This is a genomic window from Parashewanella tropica, assembly GCF_004358445.1.
Classification (GTDB): Bacteria; Pseudomonadota; Gammaproteobacteria; order Enterobacterales; family Shewanellaceae; genus Parashewanella; species Parashewanella tropica.
Window position 1 is genome coordinate 1844663 of sequence record NZ_CP037951.1, and the last position, 20483, is coordinate 1865145.

General features: G+C 39.0%; 13 protein-coding genes. 10 read left to right on the forward strand and 3 right to left on the reverse strand.

Translation table 11 applies throughout. The features are described from left to right. Window positions 1-42 precede the first annotated feature (42 nt). The 3 genes from E2H97_RS07860 to E2H97_RS07870 are packed head-to-tail and all read right to left on the reverse strand — an operon-like array spanning window position 43 to window position 3914. A complete protein-coding gene (locus tag E2H97_RS07860) occupies window positions 43-2658 on the reverse strand; it encodes a PqiB family protein (protein WP_133406640.1) in 2616 nt (871 codons plus the stop codon). Beyond that, window positions 2645-3289, reverse strand: a complete 645-nt coding sequence (locus E2H97_RS07865; protein WP_425466802.1) for a paraquat-inducible protein A — start codon at window positions 3287-3289, stop codon at window positions 2645-2647. Before E2H97_RS07865 ends, E2H97_RS07860 begins: the two co-directional genes overlap by 14 nt. Then, window positions 3276-3914, reverse strand: coding sequence for a paraquat-inducible protein A (locus E2H97_RS07870; RefSeq protein WP_133406641.1), 639 nt, complete (start codon window positions 3912-3914; stop codon window positions 3276-3278). The genes E2H97_RS07865 and E2H97_RS07870 overlap by 14 nt, the downstream gene beginning before the upstream one ends. A 149-nt stretch (window positions 3915-4063) precedes the next feature. Here E2H97_RS07870 and E2H97_RS07875 point away from each other — a divergent pair, with 149 nt between their 5' ends. The 10 genes from E2H97_RS07875 (at window position 4064) to E2H97_RS07920 (ending at window position 20328) form a co-directional block, all read left to right on the forward strand. Continuing rightward, window positions 4064-4339, forward strand: coding sequence for a YebG family protein (locus tag E2H97_RS07875; protein ID WP_133406642.1), 276 nt, complete (start codon window positions 4064-4066; stop codon window positions 4337-4339). A gap of 26 nt (window positions 4340-4365) precedes the next feature. Next, entirely contained in the window at window positions 4366-4824 is a 459-nt protein-coding gene (locus E2H97_RS07880) for a GAF domain-containing protein (RefSeq protein WP_133406643.1), read from the forward strand. A 250-nt stretch (window positions 4825-5074) separates the two neighbouring features. After that, on the forward strand, window positions 5075-5743 hold the full coding sequence (proQ, locus tag E2H97_RS07885) for an RNA chaperone ProQ (protein WP_133406644.1): 669 nt from the start codon (window positions 5075-5077) through the stop codon (window positions 5741-5743). A gap of 24 nt (window positions 5744-5767) precedes the next feature. Further along, window positions 5768-7813: a carboxy terminal-processing peptidase gene (gene prc, locus E2H97_RS07890; protein ID WP_133406645.1), complete on the forward strand. Its 2046-nt coding sequence runs from the start codon at window positions 5768-5770 to the stop codon at window positions 7811-7813. A gap of 90 nt (window positions 7814-7903) precedes the next feature. Then, the gene (pepN, locus tag E2H97_RS07895; RefSeq protein WP_133406646.1) at window positions 7904-10456 is read left to right on the forward strand and encodes an aminopeptidase N; all 2553 of its coding nucleotides are present in this window, start codon (window positions 7904-7906) and stop codon (window positions 10454-10456) included. Between the two features lie 92 nt (window positions 10457-10548). Beyond that, window positions 10549-13053 (forward strand): bifunctional aspartate kinase/homoserine dehydrogenase I, encoded by a 2505-nt coding sequence (thrA, locus tag E2H97_RS07900; RefSeq protein ID WP_218938241.1) that lies wholly within the window; start codon window positions 10549-10551, stop codon window positions 13051-13053. Between the two features lie 10 nt (window positions 13054-13063). Continuing rightward, complete coding sequence (locus tag E2H97_RS07905) at window positions 13064-13279, forward strand: DUF2835 family protein (RefSeq protein ID WP_133406647.1); 216 nt, start codon at window positions 13064-13066, stop codon at window positions 13277-13279. 432 nt (window positions 13280-13711) lie between these two features. Then, window positions 13712-18544, forward strand: coding sequence for an NAD-glutamate dehydrogenase (locus tag E2H97_RS07910; protein ID WP_133406648.1), 4833 nt, complete (start codon window positions 13712-13714; stop codon window positions 18542-18544). A gap of 60 nt (window positions 18545-18604) precedes the next feature. Then, a complete protein-coding gene (gene pyrD / locus E2H97_RS07915; RefSeq protein ID WP_133406649.1) occupies window positions 18605-19627 on the forward strand; it encodes a quinone-dependent dihydroorotate dehydrogenase in 1023 nt (340 codons plus the stop codon). Between the two features lie 161 nt (window positions 19628-19788). Beyond that, window positions 19789-20328 (forward strand): cell division protein ZapC, encoded by a 540-nt coding sequence (locus tag E2H97_RS07920; protein WP_133406650.1) that lies wholly within the window; start codon window positions 19789-19791, stop codon window positions 20326-20328. The last annotated feature ends 155 nt before the right edge of the window (window positions 20329-20483 follow it).

Sequence of the window (20483 nt, forward strand, 5' to 3'; positions counted from 1 at the left end):
AATGGCTCGCTATCGTTTGCGAGCCATTTTTATATTGAAGCTTTAGTTAAATTTCCATTCCAACCAGTCTGGGTTTGATTCTGGATACAGTTCAAAGGACTCTGTTTCAGCTAATTCATTGCTTGTATTGGTTAGTTGCTCTGTAGCAACGGAAATGCCACCAGCCAGAATGTTCTCAAATGAACCCGTACTCAAGTGAACGCCTGAAAAAATTCCGGCGTCAATTTTAATACCTGATTGTTCCCAAAAACGGCTAGATTTATTGATAAAGCGGCGGTAATCACTATTAATGTGTGCTTTGATCCGAACCTGATTACCGTTCACTGCAAGTCGGTAGCCATCAACTTGACCAATTTTAATTCCTCTAAAATAAATACCGGTTCCTACTTGGATAGAACCTAGCTCGTCTTTTACCAAAGTAATCTCTGTCGCACCTTGTGGAATAAGAGCAAGCGCCTCTTCCGAAAGCTCTCCTTTAAATTCACTTGTTATTTGATGTGCTTGTCCTGGAATTGCGCTTATATACGCACCTGAAATTAATGTTTCTGGCGACTTAATACCTGCAAGAGAAATTTGAGCGTCAACAATGTAATACTGTGTGTCTCTTCGTTTGAAGTGATTTGCAAACTTAGAATACAGGAAAGCGGTTGCGGTAACTGTTTTCAAATCTTTATTGAGCCGAACCGTTGCTACCATTCCTATAGGGTGACTTTGAAACTTAATTGCGGCGCCTTTGGTAAGCCGAGTACCTGTATTAAAAGTGATTTCAATTGGAGTTGCTTGCGCCATTGCTAGCGTTTTTGTGGCATAAAGCGGCTTGCGCTTTATTTTGGATGAGTGTTCCGCAAGCCCAAGACTGATACTCCCTTTAATTGCTCCTTTTAATGGGGCTACATTAACCTTAATCCCTGATAATTTGGCATCTACCGATACTGCGCTATTTTTCCAAAACACGGTCTTAGAATTAATGAGACTATTAAAATCTTTATGAATACCAACTACGATATCGAACTCATCATTTTGTTTTGTCCAGCGAATATTTCGTACAGATCCAATCTGCATTTTTTTATAGTAAATAGGAGAGCCATTCTGCAAATCAGCAGCATCTGGACTGGTTAGTGAAATAAAAAGATATTGGTTTTTAGTCGCTTCTTTTTTTGCCTCTTCTTTCGATGCATAAAGATTGAAATGACTAGAGTAGTTATTTGAACTCTTTAAGTCTGTTTCTAGATTTAAAGCACCTGAAAGTGCAGAGGATAAATCAGCCGTTTTTACAGAAACATTATCCAGAGACGCGTTAACTTCAAGAGCAGATTGAGGTACAAAATAATAACCCGATTTTAATAACGCCTTAAATTCAGGAAAAATTTCAGCAGAAATGTGTACTTTCTGAAAGTTCTTACTCAGTTTTACAGCATTTACTTTACCGATAGTTATGTTTCGATATTTGATAACGGTGTCTTTTTTGAGCCCAAAGTTTTGTTCACTTGAAATTTCAATCGGGACATTTTTTTGCTTTGCGACTTCAGGGATCGAAGTTAATAAAGTATATTCTTTCTTACTTGCTCCTTTCCCTGGGAAAAATTGAACAACAGGACCTGTGATTAGTCGTTCTGGGTGTTTGAATTCAGAAAGTGATAACTTTGCTCCCGCAAGCCAAAACTTAGCACTTGCCGTTAACAGGTTTGCATATTGATAATGAATGCGAGCATCTAATTCAACGCCTTTATCTGTAACTCGCTTATTATTGATTTGACCTATAGATACACCACGATAAACAATCATGCTTCCTTTGTTTAAGCCATGTGAGTTATCACTGGTCAAAATAAATGATTGACCACCAAGTGCTTCTTCTTTTGAATCAAAAAGATTATAAATTTGTCCTGATTCAGCTAACAGGCTGTCTTTAGGTGAGCTAAAAGTAATGCCGCCCTCTATCAATGAAGCGAGGCTTTCTGCTTCCAGTTTTACACCAGCAAGAGAAGCATCAACTTTTACCCCAGAAATATTCCAAAATTTTGAATCTTGTTTGATTAAATTCGTAAAACGCTTTTGAATAAATACGCTAATAGCAACTCTATCCGCATTATCTAGACGGTAGCTCACTACTTTGCCGACAGGGATTTGGCGATAAAAAATGTGGGCACCGATATCAATTGAACCTAAATCGTCAGCGTATAAGGTTAACAACATGCCTTCACTGGCTGGCATTTGAGGTGGTGCTTCAGGCACTGCTTCAAAATCGGTTCTTTTCTCACCTTCACCTGGCTTTAAGGCAATATAGTTTCCTGAAAATAACGTATCTAATCCTTCGATTTTTGTGATACTCGCTTTAGGGCTAACTAACCAGAATTGGGTTTTATCTTTTAAGAATGGTTGTCCACGATAATTCATATTGACCGTAACGATGACACCTTTCTGTTTATCATCGATGGCAATATCAGTAACGTTACCTACATTAACCCCTTGGTATTTAACCAGTGTTTTTCCTATTTGGATCCCTGTAGCATTTGGAAAATGAATGGTGATTTCTTCACCCGCATCTTTTATCCCCTTAGCAAGGAGCCAAATACCCAGTAATAAGGCGACAACGGGTAGAAGCCATACAGGTGAAAATAATTTCTTTTTAACTATTTTAGGTGATTCAGTCTGAGTCATGATTGCTTTCCAATCGATCCCAAAGGAGTCGTGTGTCTAATACTTTTGCAGCTAATTGAGTGAATAAAATCACTAATGCAAAAGGAGTTGCTGCTATTCCAGGTTTTGCGTCTAATAACTGCCCCATATTGACGAGTGCAACTGTGAGTGAAATCACGCACAAATCAAGCATAGACCAGCGGCCAATCCATTCTATGATATGGAAACCCTTCATTAGAAATCGTTTCGATAATGGTAAGTTAAAGCTTATGGCGGACAAGTAAGTCGCTAAGCCAATAATTTTTAACCAAGGAACGAGAATACTTGCGATAAATAATATGATTGCAATAGGGATCATACCTAAATGTATGGTATGTAAAATCCCAGAAAAAATCGTATCGTGAGTTTCTTTACCTTGTTTGGTAATAATACTAATGGGGTAAATATTTGCAGGTATGAGTAGAATCGCTGCTGTGATCAAAAGAGCCCAAGCTTTTTGTAAACTGGACTTGTCACGAACAGCAAGCTCATTTTCACAACGAGGACATTTTTCAAGTTCATTAGAGCAAACCATTTGACATTTAGGGCAGCTTAATAGGTTTAAATGGCTGCCTTGAGTCATTGATTCGTATGTTGACTTATTGGAATTCATGTAACTGCTCCCACATATAGTCAATATTGTATTCTCGCTGTAAAAAAAGCATCAATATAAAAAGCATCACATAACAAAATGTGCCAATACCCAGATAAATATCAGCAAAGTCGCCCAAGTTAAAGGCGGTTACAAACATACTGATAACGTAAATTTCAGGCATGGAAAATTGTTTAATTAAAGTATGTTTTTTCAGAATAGATCGAAAATATTTACGCATTCTCGGCTTATGAAGACCGTACTTAACAATTAAAACTTGAAGCAAAATTGAAAGTAACAATGCTCCTGGCGCAATAATCGCTCCAAGAGCCACAGCCACTCCAACGATGTAAAAACCTTGTTCAATTACGGCGTATGCCCCTTCCCAAACTGTCGATGTTCGGATACTTCCGAAGAAATGTAACTCAAGAACAGGATACAAATTAGCTGGGACGAATAAAATAAGTGCGGTGATACAAAGGGCTAAAACACCATTAATTGTACAAAAAGGTTCGGAATATAACGCACTATGGCACCGAGGGCAGAGGGCTCTTACATTTGAAGGTAAGGCGCGACGAGTTACTGCAAGATCGCAAGATTTACACAAAATAACTGATTGCGGCTTAGGAGTAGCAGAATTGCTCACCAATCGTTGTCCAATAAAATCCAAAGTTCCAATGGCTTAATAATAACAAAGTTTTATCATAATGATCTAACAACTTCTCTTTCAAAGGTTGCAATAATCTTAAGCTTTTGCGACTCTATTACTGTTCATAAATACAGTGTGAGGAAATCATGGCGGTAATAACTCAATTTGTAGTGGTTAGAGAAGGTGTAGAAAAGATGACGTTTACAACAAAAAAAGAAGCTGATGCATACGACAAAATGTTGGATATCGCAGATAGTCTAGTCCCTTTTCTTGAAAAGTCTGAAGTTGAGATCGAAGAAAAACAGCTTGAAGATATGGCTTACTATTTAGCTTCTAATAAAGATGATTTACTATCCCTACTTAAAGGTGGTGTTACAAATAAATCACCTGCGAAAAAAGCCGAAAAGAAACAAGCGGCATAATTAAATCAATTTCAATAGAGAGCGCTATGAAGTCAGAGTTCTACGATATCCTGAACCGCCAAGTTTTGGCTTTGTTTGAAGGTGAGACTAATCAGATTGCCGCTATGGCAAATTTTTCCGCACTACTTAACGAACATCTTGAAACCATTAATTGGGTAGGATTTTACCTCAAAGAAAATCAACAGCTAGTACTGGGGCCATTTCAAGGGAAAGTGGCTTGTGTCAGAATTCCTATGGGACGAGGTGTTTGTGGGACGGCTGCTGAACAAAATACCACTCAACGTATCGATGACGTTCATCAATTTGAAGGTCATATCGCCTGTGATTCAGCCAGTAATTCAGAGATTGTTATCCCGTTTCGTCATGGAAAAGAGGTTATTGGAGTTTTAGATATTGATAGTCCAGTCTTTTCGCGGTTTGATGAAGATGACCAGAAAGGCCTAGAATTGCTGCTTTCAAGTTTAGAAACTTGCCTATTTGGATAAAAAGTGGGCGCAATTTAATAAAACATAGTCGCAATTGTTCAGATGCACCTTATAATAGGCGGCTTGCTTGTGGTTGATTGTTATATTTACTCCAAGCAAACTGAGTAATTAATTTTGTACTTTATGGTTATATCAATGTTGATTGAATCGTAAGCGTAAAGTTGATTGAGCATAAGCTTTAAGATAAACGACCTCAGCCGATTTACATTGATAAAATGCGGCTCATGTCCTTGTAAACGTGGAAGTTATAATGGAATCAACAGATAAGTTGACCGACACAAATGCCATTTTGGCTTATTTATATGAGACTTTTCCTCAGTGTTTTATTGCTGAAGGTGAAGCAAAACCATTAAAAATTGGTTTATTTCAAGATTTAGCTGAAAAACTGGCGGAAGAGTCAAAAATCAGCAAGACTCAATTAAGAGTTGCATTACGTCGTTATACCAGCAGCTGGCGTTACCTAAAAAGCATCAAAAAAGGTGCTGTTCGAGTAGACCTTGAAGGTAATGCATGTGGAGAATTAGAAGAGCAGCACATTGAACATGCGCAGCAAACTCTAAAAGAAAGCCAAGAGCGTGCGAAAGAAAGACGTAAACAGCGTGAAGCAAAAGCAGCTGAGCAACGTGGTGATAGAGCTGATAAAAAAGCATCACCTAGAAATAACACCAAACGCCCGAGAAAAGATCGTAACTTTAAGCAAGTTCAATCTAAATCGAATCGCCCAGCCAAAAAAGCTGAGCCAGCGGTTAACTTAGTTCAGGCGGAACTAAGCCAACTTGCAAAAGAACAACGTGTCAATGTTAAGTTAGGGAAGTCTCCAGTAAAAGGAACCATTTCTGACATTAATAAAGATGATGTGACTGTTCATCTTGACAGCGGCCTAAGCGTAAAAGTGAAAGCCGAACATATTTTGCTGTAACAGAAACAAAGGAGTAACTTGTTGATGCGAAAAATTAAACTGGCCGTGACTCTGGCCGCACTGTTGGTCGGATTTAATGTTGGAGCCACAGCTCCTAAAATTCAAGTCAGCGAGTTACCCCAACTAAAGCAAGAACCTCAGCACAAAGTTGCAAGTAAGCGTGTTACAGATTTGTTTTTACGTTCTCACTATCACCATTTTGTGCTGGATGATGCTTTTTCTGAGCAAATTTTCGATCGTTATTTATCTTATCTAGATTCCCGTCGCAATGTATTAACCCAAAAAGACGTTGATGGTTTTAAACAATATCAAGACGACTTTGATGATATGCTGAAAAGCGGTGATCTAAGCAAAGCTTATAAAATGTATGACGTAACCCAAGAGCGTCGCTATGATGCTTTGGTTTACGCATTATCACTGTTGGATGTAAAAAAGCCATTTAACTTTGAGAAAGCCGGTGATAAGTATGTTTACGATCGCGAAGATGCACCTTGGCCAAAAAGTGAAAGTGAAATTCACGAATTATGGCGTGAACGTGTAAAGTTTGATGCGCTCAACCTAGCCATGACAGATAAAAAATGGCCTGAAATCGTTGAGGTTTTAACTAAGCGTTACAACAATGCCTTAAAGCGTCTGTCACAAACTAACAGTGAAGATGTGTTCCAAATGTTTATGAATGCATTTGCTCGCACTGTTGAACCTCATACCAGTTATCTTTCACCTCGAAATGCCGAACGTTTCCAGCAAGAAATGAATTTGAGCCTTGAAGGTATTGGTGCCGTTTTACAACAAGACGATGATTACACAGTGATTCGTAGCCTAGTTAAAGGTGGTCCTGCATCCAAAAGCGGTAAGCTTGCAGACGGTGATAAAATCATTGGTGTAGGGCAAGAAGGTGAAAAAATTATCGATGTTATCGGATGGCGTTTAGATGATGTCGTCGATAAGATCAAAGGGCCTAAGGGTAGTAAAGTTACTCTGCAAATCTTGCAGAAAAAAGCAGGCTCTAATGCCAAGCCTATCGAAGTTACCATTACGCGTGACAAGATCCGTTTAGAAGACCGCGCTGCAAGCTCTAAGGTAATTGAAGGTGATTCGCCACAGTTTAAAAACCGTAAGGTTGGTGTTATCACTATTCCTGGTTTTTATATGAATCTTTCTCGTGATGTAGCTAAAGAACTCGCCAAGCTTAAGAAAAAGAAAGTTGAAGGTATCATCATTGATCTACGTGATAATGGTGGTGGTGCACTTACTGAAGCGACGTTACTAACTGGTTTATTCATTGATATGGGACCTGTAGTTCAGGTTCGTTATGCCAATGGTAAAATCGTTGAGAATCGTGATAATGATGGTGTGACCTTATACGATGGTCCACTAACGGTTTTGATTAATCGTAACAGCGCATCAGCTTCTGAAATTTTCGCAGCAGCACTTCAAGATTATGGCAGAGCATTAATTGTTGGTGAATCAAGCTTTGGTAAAGGTACGGTTCAGCAACATCGTGGATTATCTCGTATTTACGATATGTATCAAAAGCCAATTGGACATGTGCAATACACCATTGCTAAGTTTTATCGTATTAATGGTGGCAGTACTCAGCTAAAAGGCGTAACCCCAGATATCATGTACCCAAGTGCTTTAAAGCCGGGTGAATATGGTGAGTCTAAAGAAGACAATGCATTGCCTTGGGATCAAGTTCCTGTAGCAAACTACAACAAAGTGAATGATATTACGCCTAAAATCATCAAAGATTTAATCGCTAAATATCAGCAGCGTGTTAAGGGGAATGTTGAATTCGAATATATCAAAGAAGATATTGCTGAATTCCGCAAACACCGTGATGAAAAGAGCGTTTCACTTGTTGAGTCAGAGCGAGAAGCACAGCAGGAAGAAGAAGACGCTAAAGCGTTAAAGCGTGCCAACGAAAGACGAATTGCCATGGGCAAAAAGCCAGTTAAAGATTTAGATGAATTGGCTAAGCTTGATGAAAAAGATGAGCTGCCAGATGTACTGCTTGAGCAAACAGCAGACATCACGCTCAATTTAGTCGATGACTTGAAAAAGAACTAAGCTTCAACCAGAACAACATTTAAAAACGCGCTTCGGCGCGTTTTTGGTTTCATACAAATTAACAATACTAAATAACGAAAGAGGGTAATCATGTCAGAACTTCAGGCTAAGTACCTAATAGATTATAAGCAACCAGATTACACGATTAATCACTTATCATTAGACTTCCAGCTGAACATCCCAACCACAGAAGTGGTAGCGGTCAGTCAAGTTGAAAGAAAATCAAAACAAGCCACTCAATTAGTACTTGAAGGTGACGAGCTTGAATTAGTGAGTGTTAAAATTAACGGGCAATCAGCCACTCACCAAGTCAAAGATAAGCAACTTTTTATTGAGGCTGAACTCGATAATTTTGAGCTAGAAATCATTACTCATCTTAAGCCTGCTGAAAATACGGCGCTTGAAGGTTTATATATGTCAGACGGTGCTTATTGCACACAGTGTGAAGCCGAAGGTTTCCGTCGTATTACTTATTACCTAGATCGCCCTGATGTTTTGGCTAAGTTTGATGTACGAGTTGAAGCTGATAAAGCCGAATTTCCGTTTTTACTGAGTAACGGTAATTTAACCGCAAAAGGGGACACAGAAAACGGACGTCACTTTGCAAGCTGGCAAGATCCTTTCCCAAAACCAAGTTATCTTTTTGCTCTAGTAGCAGGTGATTTTGATCTATTAGAAGATAATTTTATTACTCGTTCTGGTCGTGATGTAAAACTGCAAGTATTTGTTGATAAAGGCAACTTACATAAAGCTCACCATGCAATGGAATCGCTAAAGAAATCCATGAAATGGGATGAAGAGCGTTTTGATCTTGAATATGACTTAGATATTTACATGATTGTCGCTGTTGATTTCTTCAACATGGGTGCAATGGAAAATAAAGGTCTGAACGTATTTAACACTAAGTATGTGTTAGCGGATAAAGAAAGCGCTACTGATGATGATTACCATGGCATTGAGTCTGTAATTGGTCATGAGTACTTCCACAACTGGACGGGTAACCGTGTCACTTGTCGTGACTGGTTCCAATTGAGTTTAAAAGAAGGGTTAACGGTATTCCGTGATCAAGAATTCAGTTCTGATGTTGGCTCTCGTCCTGTAAACCGTATTCAAGCTATTCAAGTTATCCGTAATCATCAATTTGCTGAAGATGCAGGACCTATGGCACACCCGATTCGCCCAGAGTCCGTCATTGAAATGAATAACTTCTACACTGTGACGGTTTATAACAAAGGTGCTGAAGTTATTCGTATGATGCACACATTATTGGGCGAACAGAAATTCCAAGCTGGAATGAAGTTATATTTTGAGCGTCATGATGGTCAAGCTGTAACGTGCGATGACTTTGTCGCGGCAATGGAAGATGCTTCTGGTGTTGATTTAAAACAGTTCCGCCAATGGTACAGCCAAGCTGGCACGCCAACCGTAGCGGTAAACGAAAGCTTCGAAAATGGCAGTTATCAATTAACCTTGACTCAGTCTCGCCCAGAGATTGCGGGTAATAATGATTTGCCTATGCACATTCCGTTTGATGTTGAGTTACTCGACGCTGAAGGTAACAGTATTACTTCAAAAGTCCTTAACTTTACCGAGCATAAGCAAACATTTACATTTGATGGTCTAGAACAAAAACCAGTGGTTTCGTTACTGCAAGATTTTTCAGCACCAGTAAAACTCGAATACCAGTATGAAGACGAACATCTTGCCCATTTAATGCGCTATGCAAATAGTGAAGTCGCACGTTGGGAAGCGTCGGTATCATTATTCAGTAAAGCTGTATGGGATAATGTTAAAGCATTATCAGAAGGCAAAACCATGCAACTGAACTCCATAGTTCAAGATGCTTTCAAGGGCGTTATTCTTGATGAAAACCTAGATGAAGAGCTGATTGCCGAAGTGATGTCCGTTCCATCGATAAGTTCTCTTGTTGAACAAGTTGAGACTGTTGACCTAGATGCATTAATCATAGCTCGTCGTTTTGTAAAAGATGAATTGGCTGTAGGGTGTGAAGATGAAGTCGTTGCGCGCTATCATGCCTCAAAAGGCAAAGATAATGCGAGCGCCAGAGCATTAAAAAATGAGTGTTTGGCTTGGGCATGTGTTGCTAATGAAGAATACGAAGCATTAGTTGAAACTCAATATCAGTCTGCGACAAATATGACCGACTCTCTGGGAGCATTGAAAGTTTCTAGTGATTTAAACCTTTCTAATCGTGATAGCTTAATGACTCACTTTGAGAATAAGTGGGTAGATACGCCATTAGTCATGGATAAGTGGTTTACTTTGCAAGCGATTCAAGATTCAGAACAGGTTATTGATAAAATCAAAGCTTTAACCACACACAAGGCGTTTAGTTTTAACAATCCGAATCGTGTTCGCTCTCTCATTGGAAGTTTTGCTGTGGGTAATGTTGAGCATTTCCACAAAGCTGATGGAAGTGGCTATCAGTATTTGACTGAAATATTGAAGAAGATAAATACCATTAACCCTCAAGTAGCCGCTCGAATTATTACACCATTGATTCAATTCTCGAAATTTGATCAAGGGCGCCAACAGCATATTAAAGCTTGCTTGCAAGAGTTAATGGCTCTACCTGATTTATCAAAGGATCTGTTTGAGAAAGTTTCTCGCGCTTTGGCGTAAAAACTCCTGATTTCACTCCATTTATCACTTTAAAGGTCAAGTTTACTTGGCCTTTTTTTATATCTTCTTTTTATCATACAAAATAGTTATAGATGGCTAGACTTCTAGGTGTGTTTTGTTTATTGTTGATTTATCGACGTTTAGATGATGAACAACAGGAAGTGGAAATGAAGATTTTAAAATTTGGTGGGAAGTCTTTAGCAAATGGAAAACCTCTAGAATCTGCGATTGAAATTATTAAAGCTGCTGCGTCTAAAGGCAAAATCTTTGTGGTTCTATCAGCAAGGGGGCAAGCAACAAAGAACTTAAATGATTTACTCGAGTTAGCGGCTCAAAGCCAACCCTATGAAGCCAAACTTGCAGAGTTTATTGATTACCAATATTTAACCCACTGTGAAGTTGATTTAGCGACTGAATTTGACGAAATACAGCGTATTTTGGCTGGTGTAGCCTTACTAGGAGAGTATTCGTTAAAAATAAAAGATAGATTACTGGCTTTTGGTGAAATTATCAGTTGTAAGACCGTCACTTATATTTTGAATCAAAACAATTTGAAAGCTCGATATGTAGATGCAAGACAATTTATTAAAACTGATGACAGTTATGGTGAAACTCAAGTTTTAATTGATCTTTCCAAACGTCAAACCAAAGAATATTTCAAAGACCCAGCAAGTGATACGATTGAGGTTATAACGGGATTTATTGCTTCAAATGCTCAAGGGCAAACAACTACCTTAGGTATTAATGGCAGTAATTATTCGGCCACACTATTAGCTAACTTTCTGGATGCTGATGAAGTTCAGAACTGGACTAATGTAAATGGCATCTATTCAGCTAATCCTGATCTAGTAAGCAATGCCAAAATCATACGTAATTTATCCTATCGAGAAGCTAACGAGCTAGCAAACTTTGGTACAGAGGTACTTCATGCCAAAACCATCCTGCCTTTAGTTGAGAAAAAAATTCCAATTCGAATTTTAAATTCATTAGAGCCAAAGGATGCAGGCACTTTAATTGATGCTGTTGGCGATGGTAATGGAGTAAAGGCCGTTTCAATAATTGAAGACGTTGCATTGATCAGCTTAGAGGGCAGAGGTCTACTCGGTAAGGTTGGGATAGATGGGAGAATTTTTAGTTCATTAAGCCGTGAAAACATCAGTGTACGCATAATTTCTCAGGCTTCATCTGAGCGTGGCGTAGGCTTTATTGTTGACTTGAATAATGCCGACAAGGCGAATCGGGCCTTACTTAGGGAATTTAAAGAAGAACTAGAGCTCGTTGATATTGAGAATATTAAAGCTAATAAAGACGTCGCAGTAATTTCTATTATCGGTAAGAACTTAAATTTTATTGAGCAAATTTACAGCACTCTTAATCGAAATAAAATTAATCCTTACATCCTTGCCAATACGATTAACGGTGAACATTTATCTTTGGTTGTGAAGCAGGCAGATGTTAAGAAAGCGGCTAATGTGATCCACAGCCATATTTTTGGAGTTGCGAAAAAACTAAACGTTCTACTGTTAGGGAAAGGGAATGTTGGTAGTGCGTTGGTTGAGCAATTGCTGCAGACGCAGCAAAGACTATTAGAGCGTAATAGTCTTGTGCTTAATATTTTTGGTATAGCAGATAGTCAACGCTTGTTGTTATCAGAAGAAGGAATTGGTCAAAGCTGGTTAACAGATCTAAGTGTGGATGGCCTAGAAAACTGCACTTTTGATGATGTAGTCAAATTCGTTGAAGAAAAGCACCTTGAAAATGTTGTGATGGTAGACAACACGGCTAGCGAAACCTTGGTTCATGAGTACCCTAAATTGATTGAAAGTGGTTTTGACTTAATCGCTTCTAACAAGCATGCAAACACTCAAAACTATGAGTTCTATTCTAACTTACGTTCATTATTGGTCGAGCATAATGGTAATTTTTTATATGAAACCAATGTGGGGGCAGGGTTGCCACTCATTGATACTATTAAGCTTCTACACACATCAGGAGATAAAATCCAGCGTATTCGAGGCATCTTTTCTGGTTCTTTAAGTTATATTTTCAATACTTACTCAAACAGTGATGTCGATTTCTATACGGTTTTACAGCAAGCGATAGATGGAGGATTAACTGAGCCCGATCCTCGTGAAGATTTATCTGGTAATGATGTTGGTCGTAAGTTGTTGATATTAGCTCGAGAACTTGACCTAACCAATAACCTTGAGGATGTTCAAATTGAAAACCTCATTCCGGAATCTTTAAGAGAAGGAAGTGCAGAGGAGTTTTTGGCTGCAGAATTAAAATTGAATGAGTATTTCTCTGCTCGGCGAAATTTAGCGGGTAGTCAAGAGGTACTACGATATGTCGGTGAGCTAGATGTTGAAAATAAAACCTTAGAAGTCAAATTAGATGTGGTTTCAAGTGATACCTCTCTTGGTAGCTTGCGTGGTTCTGATTCAATTTTTGAAATTTACACTGAATCCTATGGTGAAAATCCGCTAGTGATTTGTGGAGCAGGAGCTGGAGCACAAGTCACGGCTCGTGGTGTTTATTCAGATCTGTTAAGATTGGCGAAAAATACTTTGGTACAGTCCAGATATCAGGAACACTAATTTTTCACCCATGGAAGCACAGTTTTCAGTTTCAATTACCGCTAGGCAGTATTTAACATATTATCAAGGAGCGGCAACACATATTGAGGTGGTGGATGATAAAGGTCGCCACCTTCAAATTAATGCACGTTATTTCAGACCTTTTGTCACTGCATCTGGGATACAAGGACGATTTAAATTAAGACTTGATTCTAACGGTGGTTTTATTGAGCTATTACGCTTGTAAAATAGCTTATTGATTCCATTCAGACTGATTCATCAAAATTTTTCCTAAAAGCTTGAGGTTAATAATTATTTGGTTCGAAAAATTCTACCTTTTAAGCACTGTCTTAGTCAGTTGTGGCAGGGGTTCTGGTCATACCTTCTTTCCTAAATGCATATAAAATCTTTTTTTGTGCTTGTTTGCTCATAACTTGTGATCCAGTCCACAAATAACCGTTATTTTAGTGTGCTTTCATCACAAATTTTCCTCGAAAAGTGTCGCAATAAGTAATAAACTTCGCCATTAAGTAAAGATATTAGACATCAGATATTCGTGATGCTTCGAGAACGAGCTTTTTAGTGTATTTCAAAGTGTCGAGAATATAATTTACTTCGGATTTTTTCCGCATCCTAATCATAATAAAGCGCTGCCATAGACGCCTAAGGAAACAGCAAAATGGCTTTGAAAGATGCAATGCCTTCAGTATTACTTGAAAATGTAATCAGTTTGATTCACTCCAAAGTCCCCCATTCACAAGCGAAACAAGTTGAACACTTTGCTAATCACCTCTATGCCCACATGTCTAAAGATGATTTGCATGCCCGTAATGATAGTGATTTATACGGTGCCGTTCTAAGTTTGTGGAATGCTCTTAATAAGACTTCTATTGGAGATACTCATTTACGAGTATTTAATCCGAACCAGTCAAAGCATGGCTGGCAATCAACCCATTCAATTATTGAAATTATTCTTCCAGACATGCCGTTTTTGGTTGATTCGGTAGGTATGTTGTTAAATCGTATGGATATCACTGTTCATATGATGCTGCATACGCCTCTTGCAATTGAACGCGGCGAAAAAGTTGTAAGCGACATTAGTCAAATCGACGCTAATACAGAAAATAACGAAAAAATCGCTGTATTCTTAATTGAAATTGACCGCCAGACAAGCGAAGAAGAAATCATCGCTCTTAAGAAAGAGATCGAGACAGTTCTAATTGACGTTGTTGCTGCTGTTAAAGACTGGCAACCAATGACTGACAAGTTAGATTGCATCATTAAAGAACTGCCAACTAGACCATACCCTGGCAGCAAATCAGACTTAGATGAAGCAATTCGTTTCTTGGATTATCTAAAGAATCATCAGTTCACTCTTTTAGGTTATCGTCGATATACTCTAAGTGCTGTACAAGGTGATTTAGAGCTGAATGCTGAAATGGATTCAAGCTTAGGTCTGATGAACAAGCCGGGGCAAGAAAAGCCTAAAGGTCTGTTGCTTTCAACATTCTCTGAAACAGCTCGTAAAGAAGCGTTAGACGATAAGTTGTTGATCCTTACTAAGACAAACAGCAAGAGTCGTGTTCATCGTCCTGCTTATATCGATTACGTAGGTATTAAGCGCTATGACGAATCAGGAAAAGTAATTGGCGAAGACAGATTTATCGGTTTGTACGCTTCTACACTTTATAACCGTAGTCCGCGTGAAATACCGATGTTGAATGAGAAGGTTACCCGAGTACTTGAAGGCTCAGGTTTGGTTCCTCGTTCACACGATTACAAAAACCTTTTAAACATCCTTGAAAACTTACCGCGTGACGAGATCATTCAAGCTCGTGAGCCAGAACTAGCGGACATAGCTCAAGGTGTACTTGAGATGCAAGACCGCGACAAGTTGAAGCTGTTCGTTCGTAAAGACGGATTTGGGCGCTTCTTGTCATGCATGGTCTATGTTTCTAAAGACAGATATAACACTAAATTGCGTCAAGATACTCAGCGTATTTTGGCTCAACATCTTAAAAGTAAAGAAGAAGTACAATTTACTACCTACTTCTCTGAATCAACTTTAGCAAGAACGCATTACATCGTTAAAGTTGAAAACAACAATATGGATGTCAACGTGGCAGCAATTGAAAGAAACCTTATCGAAGCCGCTCGCTCATGGGAAGATAAACTACAAGCGGCACTTAATGGCTCTTTAGGTGAAGAGCAGGGTAATGCTTTAAACAAGCGTTACCTGAACGCTTTCCAACCAAGCTATAAAGAAGATGTACTTCCAAGCTCTGCAGTTGTTGATTTACAGCAACTTGAAGCGCTATCAGAAGATCACCAGCTTGGAATGTTATTCTATCAACCACAAGAAGCGGCGTTGAATGACAACAAAGTACGTCTAAAGCTGTTCCACAAAGATGAGCCTATCCATCTTTCTGACGTGCTGCCAATGCTTGAAAACTTCGGTCTTCGTGTGATTAACGAACGCCCATATGAAGTGAAAACCACTGATGGCGCGACATATTGGATCCTTGACTTCTTAATGACCGTTCAAGGTGCTGCGACTGAAAACCTAGCTGACAGCCAAGATCGTTTCCAAGACGCCCTTGCTCAAGTATGGAAGAAGAAATTAGAAGACGATGGCTTTAACCGCCTAGTGCTTTCTTCTAGCCTAAATGGTCGTGAAGTTTCAGTTATTCGTGCGTACGCTAAGTACATGCGTCAAATTGATGCCACTTTCTCTCAATCTTATATTGAAGAAACCTTTACTCGTTATCCGTTTATCGCAGAACTACTGGTGAAAATGTTCATCCGTAAGTTCAATCCTAAACTGAAAACTCGTACTCTTGATAAGTTCGTTGAGCAAATCAACTTACGTCTAGACGAAGTATCAAGCTTGGATGACGACCGTATCATTCGTCGCTACTTAGATTTAATCAACGCGACATTACGTACTAACTTCTATCAAGAAAAAGACGGTCAGCCAAAAGACTATATCTCGTTCAAGTTTGAACCAAACTTGATCCCAGAGATGCCTAAGCCACTTCCTCACTATGAAATCTTCGTATACTCAACGCGTATCGAAGGTGTTCACTTACGTGGTGGTAAGGTTGCTCGTGGTGGTTTACGTTGGTCAGATCGTCGTGAGGACTTCCGTACCGAAGTTTTAGGCCTAGTTAAAGCACAGCAAGTTAAAAACACCGTTATTGTTCCAGTTGGTGCAAAAGGTGGCTTCGTATGTAAGCAACTTCCAACTGAGCGTGATGCGTTCTTTGCAGAAGGGCAAGAATGTTACCGCATGTTCATCCGCGGTCTACTAGATATCACTGATAACATTATTAACGGCGACATTGTTCCTCCAATTGATGTCGTTCGTCATGATGAAGACGATCCTTACTTGGTTGTTGCAGCGGATAAAGGTACTGCGACGTTCTCAGATATCGCTAACTCTATCTCAGAAGAATATAACTTCTGGCTGGGTGATGCGTTTGCCTCTGGTGGTTCTAACGGTTACGACCATAAGAAGATGGGTATCACTGCACGTGGTGCGTGGGAATCTGTTAAACGTCACTTCCGTGAATTTGGTGTCGATTGCCAAACTACAGACTTCACTTGTGTTGCAGTAGGTGACATGGCGGGTGACGTATTCGGTAACGGTATGTTGCTTTCACGCCACATTCGTCTGCAAGCCGCGTTTAACCACATGCATATCTTCATCGATCCAAATCCGGATTCAGAGACTAGCTATGTTGAGCGTGACCGTCTATTCAAGTTACCTCGTTCTACTTGGGAAGATTACAACGCTGAGCTGATTTCGAAAGGCGGTGGTATTTTCTCTCGTCACGCAAAATCTATTCCACTGTCTGCCGAAATGCAGCAGATGTTAGATACCACAAAGAGCAGCATGACGCCTAATGAGCTACTTAAGTCACTGCTTAAGATGCCTGTTGATCTGATCTGGAACGGTGGTATTGGTACATACGTTAAAGCAACCAGTGAAACACATGCTGAAGTGGGTGATCGTGCTAACGATGCGATTCGTGTTAACGGTAACGAAGTCCGCGCTAAAGTGATTGGTGAAGGTGGTAACTTAGGTTGTACTCAACTTGGTCGTATCGAATACACGGCTAATGGCGGTCGTATGAACACTGACTTCGTTGATAACGTTGGTGGTGTTGATTGCTCGGATAACGAAGTAAACATTAAGATCTTGCTTAACTCTTTGGTTGCCGATGGTGAGTTAACGGTTAAACAACGTAACCGTGTTCTTGAAGAAATGACTGAAGAAGTAAGTGAAATCGTACTTCAAGACTGTCAAGATCAAACTCGTTCTATCACAGTAACTCAAGTTCGTGGTGTTGAGCAGCTTAAAGAGCAAATTCGCTTCATCCATTACCTAGAAAAAGAAGGTAAGTTAGACAGAGCGTTAGAGTTCTTACCAACTGAAGATGAGCTTTCTGAACGCCTAGCTGCAGGTAAAGCACTGACTCGTCCAGAACTTTCGGTACTTGTTGCTTACGCTAAGATGGTTCTTAAAGAGCAATTTGTTACTCCAGAAATTACAGAAGATGAATTACTGAGCAAGCTACTTGTTGATTACTTCCCTAAGAAATTACAAGAGCAATATAGCGATAAGATGACTGCTCACCCTCTACGTGGTGAAATCATCGCAACCTCACTTGCAAACGAGCTTGTGAACAACATGGGCTTGAACTTTGTTCAACGTATGCAAGATGAAACAGGTGCTTCGGTTGCTGAAATTGGCATTTGTTACACCATTGCTAGCGAAGTCTTTGCTCTGAACGAAGTCATCGACCAGATTGACGAATTGAACTTCGTTGTTCCAGCTATTGTACAAGGTGAGATGCTACATCAACTACGTCGTAATCTACGTCGAGCGTGTCGTTGGTTCCTACGTCACCGTAATCGCAGCCACAGCATCCAACAAACGGTTGAATTCTTTAAACCTGTAGTTGACGATTTACGCTCTAACATCAATAACTACATGATTGATAGTGAGGTTAGAGAATTATCTGCTGATGTTGATGCACTCATTGCTGAGAATGTACCAAGCGACGTTGCGAAGAATATTGCTTACTTAAGTACTGTATTCTCTGGCTTAGATATTGCTCAAATTGCTGATAATAGTGACAAATCTATTGGTCTAATTTGTGAAACCTACTTCAAGTTAGGTGCTCGACTAGAGTTACACTGGTTCTTGGTGCAAATCACAAACCAACCAGTAACGAACCACTGGCAAGCTCTCGCTCGTGCAGCATACCGAGAAGAACTTGATTGGCAGCAACGTTCATTAACGTCTTCTGTATTGTCAAGTTGTGAGCAGGGATGTGAAGCCGATGATATCATTACGACATGGATTGATGGGCATCAGAACTTGCTAGAGCGTTGGAACCACATGCTCGCAGACTTCAAGAGCTCACAAGGCCATGAGTTTGCTAAGTTCTCAGTTGCATTAAGAGAATTAAACCTTCTGGTTCTTCATAACGAAGGCAACAAATAAAAAGTAAAAATAATAATAGCCCTGGCGACCGCCGGGGCTTTTTTTGGCTGAGGAAACCCTATGATTTACAATTTAGCTAAAAAATTCATGTTCAACATGGATGCTGAAAAAGCGCATGACTTAGCGTTGAGTTCATTAAAAAAGACGGCAAACAGCCCGTTTAGTTGTTTCTATCGTCAAAATGTGAAATCCACTCCTGTAGAGGTAATGGGGCTTACTTTTCCAAATCCTGTTGGCCTAGCTGCAGGTTTAGATAAAAATGGTGAAGCCATTGATGCTTTTGCTGCTATGGGATTTGGTTTTGTCGAGGTGGGTACGGTAACTCCAAGACCACAACCAGGTAACGATAAGCCTAGACTATTTCGCTTAGAAGATGCTGAAGCTATTATCAATCGAATGGGTTTTAATAATCATGGTGTTGATTATTTAGTTAAAAATTTAATGGCTAAGAAATCTAATATTATTGTCGGTGTAAATATTGGCAAGAATAAAGATACACCAGTAGAAAATGGTAAGGACGATTATCTGATTTGTATGGAAAAAGTTTATCCATATGCGTCATATATTACGGTGAATATTTCATCACCTAATACACCTGATTTAAGATCATTACAGTTTGGTGAATTACTTGATGATTTATTATTATCATTAAAAGAAAAGCAGTCTGAACTTGAAAGCAAATATATTAAGTATGTTCCGCTAGCTTTAAAAATTGCACCAGATCTAAACGATCAAGAAATTAATCAGATTGCCCAATCTTTGATCAATAATAAATTCGATGCTGTGATTGCAACAAATACAACTTTATCTCGTAAAGGAGTAGAGGGATTGCAGCATGGCAATGAAGCTGGTGGTTTAAGTGGTAAACCTTTAACTGATGACTCGACGCTTGTTGTCGCTAAGCTGTCTACTGCATTGAATGGAGCTATACCAATTATTGGGGTTGGTGGAATTTCATCGGGGCATGATGCAATGGCTAAAATAAATGCTGGTGCAAGTCTTGTTCAAATTTATTCTGCCTTTATATATCAAGGCCCAGAATTAATTGCCGATATATTAGAAAAATATAGATCTAAATATTAATAAGATCTTATTTCCGATCTAATTAAAAGTGCGATCAATTTAGATCTAATTGATCGCGTTTTTGGATCTAATTATTACTTTATCTTTTATTAAATAAAGCTTTGAAAGTGAACAAATATTAGACTAATATGATGTCGAATATTAACCATTAGGTAATTATTATGTTATTGATGCCAAAAAGGGACTGGCAATGGAAATATAATGATGCACATGGAGTATTAGGAATTTCTCTTGGAGATGATTATGAGTTTTTAACTCCTTATTCTAAAAAGCAATTAATTCCAGATGCTTTGATGGATCTTGAGTTTGATGTTGCTCATGCAAGGTTTTATATTGATCTTCTTGATAGATTGCAGAAAGTGTTAAAAGCATCAGAGGCTGGTCTTGTACAGATTGCATTAAATGCAACGGCAGCACATTTTATGTTGCAATCTCAAATGCCAAAATCTTGGTTTTTCAAACCGAGCACTACTTGCGTGTTCAGTGAAAATGGCAAGGTCTTTACTTTAGTTTCTGAATTCAATAATGAAAAATTATTGGTATTAGCAGTTGAAGCGGGCATACAGTCTTCTTGTATTATGTTGCTTTCTGAAGAAGCTGTTATTTCAGAAAATAAAACACTTAAACAGTTTGATGTTATTAAAGTCATGAATGAGCGCTTGTTTCCATTACAGACAAACAGACAAACTGCAGCAGCGTAGTTTGTATAAATTGTAAAATTCTATGGTTGCTGTATTTCCTTTCATTAATTTTCTTTCATAAATACATTGTAAAAAAATCCTAACTTATCAACCAGATATAATATTTGATGTCTGTATGATGCTTGTCTTTGATTGACTCAAATTAACCTAGTTAC

Bases quoted from the DNA above. Each gene is read 5' to 3' on its own strand.
- E2H97_RS07860 (WP_133406640.1), bottom strand. From the start codon at position 2,658: ATGACTCAGACTGAATCACCTAAAATAGTTAAAAAGAAATTATTTTCA.
- E2H97_RS07865 (WP_425466802.1), bottom strand. From the start codon at position 3,289: ATGAATTCCAATAAGTCAACATACGAATCAATGACTCAAGGCAGCCAT.
- E2H97_RS07875 (WP_133406642.1), top strand. From the start codon at position 4,064: ATGGCGGTAATAACTCAATTTGTAGTGGTTAGAGAAGGTGTAGAAAAG.
- E2H97_RS07880 (WP_133406643.1), top strand. From the start codon at position 4,366: ATGAAGTCAGAGTTCTACGATATCCTGAACCGCCAAGTTTTGGCTTTG.
- proQ (WP_133406644.1), top strand. From the start codon at position 5,075: ATGGAATCAACAGATAAGTTGACCGACACAAATGCCATTTTGGCTTAT.
- prc (WP_133406645.1), top strand. From the start codon at position 5,768: ATGCGAAAAATTAAACTGGCCGTGACTCTGGCCGCACTGTTGGTCGGA.
- pepN (WP_133406646.1), top strand. From the start codon at position 7,904: ATGTCAGAACTTCAGGCTAAGTACCTAATAGATTATAAGCAACCAGAT.
- thrA (WP_218938241.1), top strand. From the start codon at position 10,549: ATGGCTAGACTTCTAGGTGTGTTTTGTTTATTGTTGATTTATCGACGT.
- E2H97_RS07905 (WP_133406647.1), top strand. From the start codon at position 13,064: ATGGAAGCACAGTTTTCAGTTTCAATTACCGCTAGGCAGTATTTAACA.
- E2H97_RS07910 (WP_133406648.1), top strand. From the start codon at position 13,712: ATGGCTTTGAAAGATGCAATGCCTTCAGTATTACTTGAAAATGTAATC.
- pyrD (WP_133406649.1), top strand. From the start codon at position 18,605: ATGATTTACAATTTAGCTAAAAAATTCATGTTCAACATGGATGCTGAA.
- E2H97_RS07920 (WP_133406650.1), top strand. From the start codon at position 19,789: ATGTTATTGATGCCAAAAAGGGACTGGCAATGGAAATATAATGATGCA.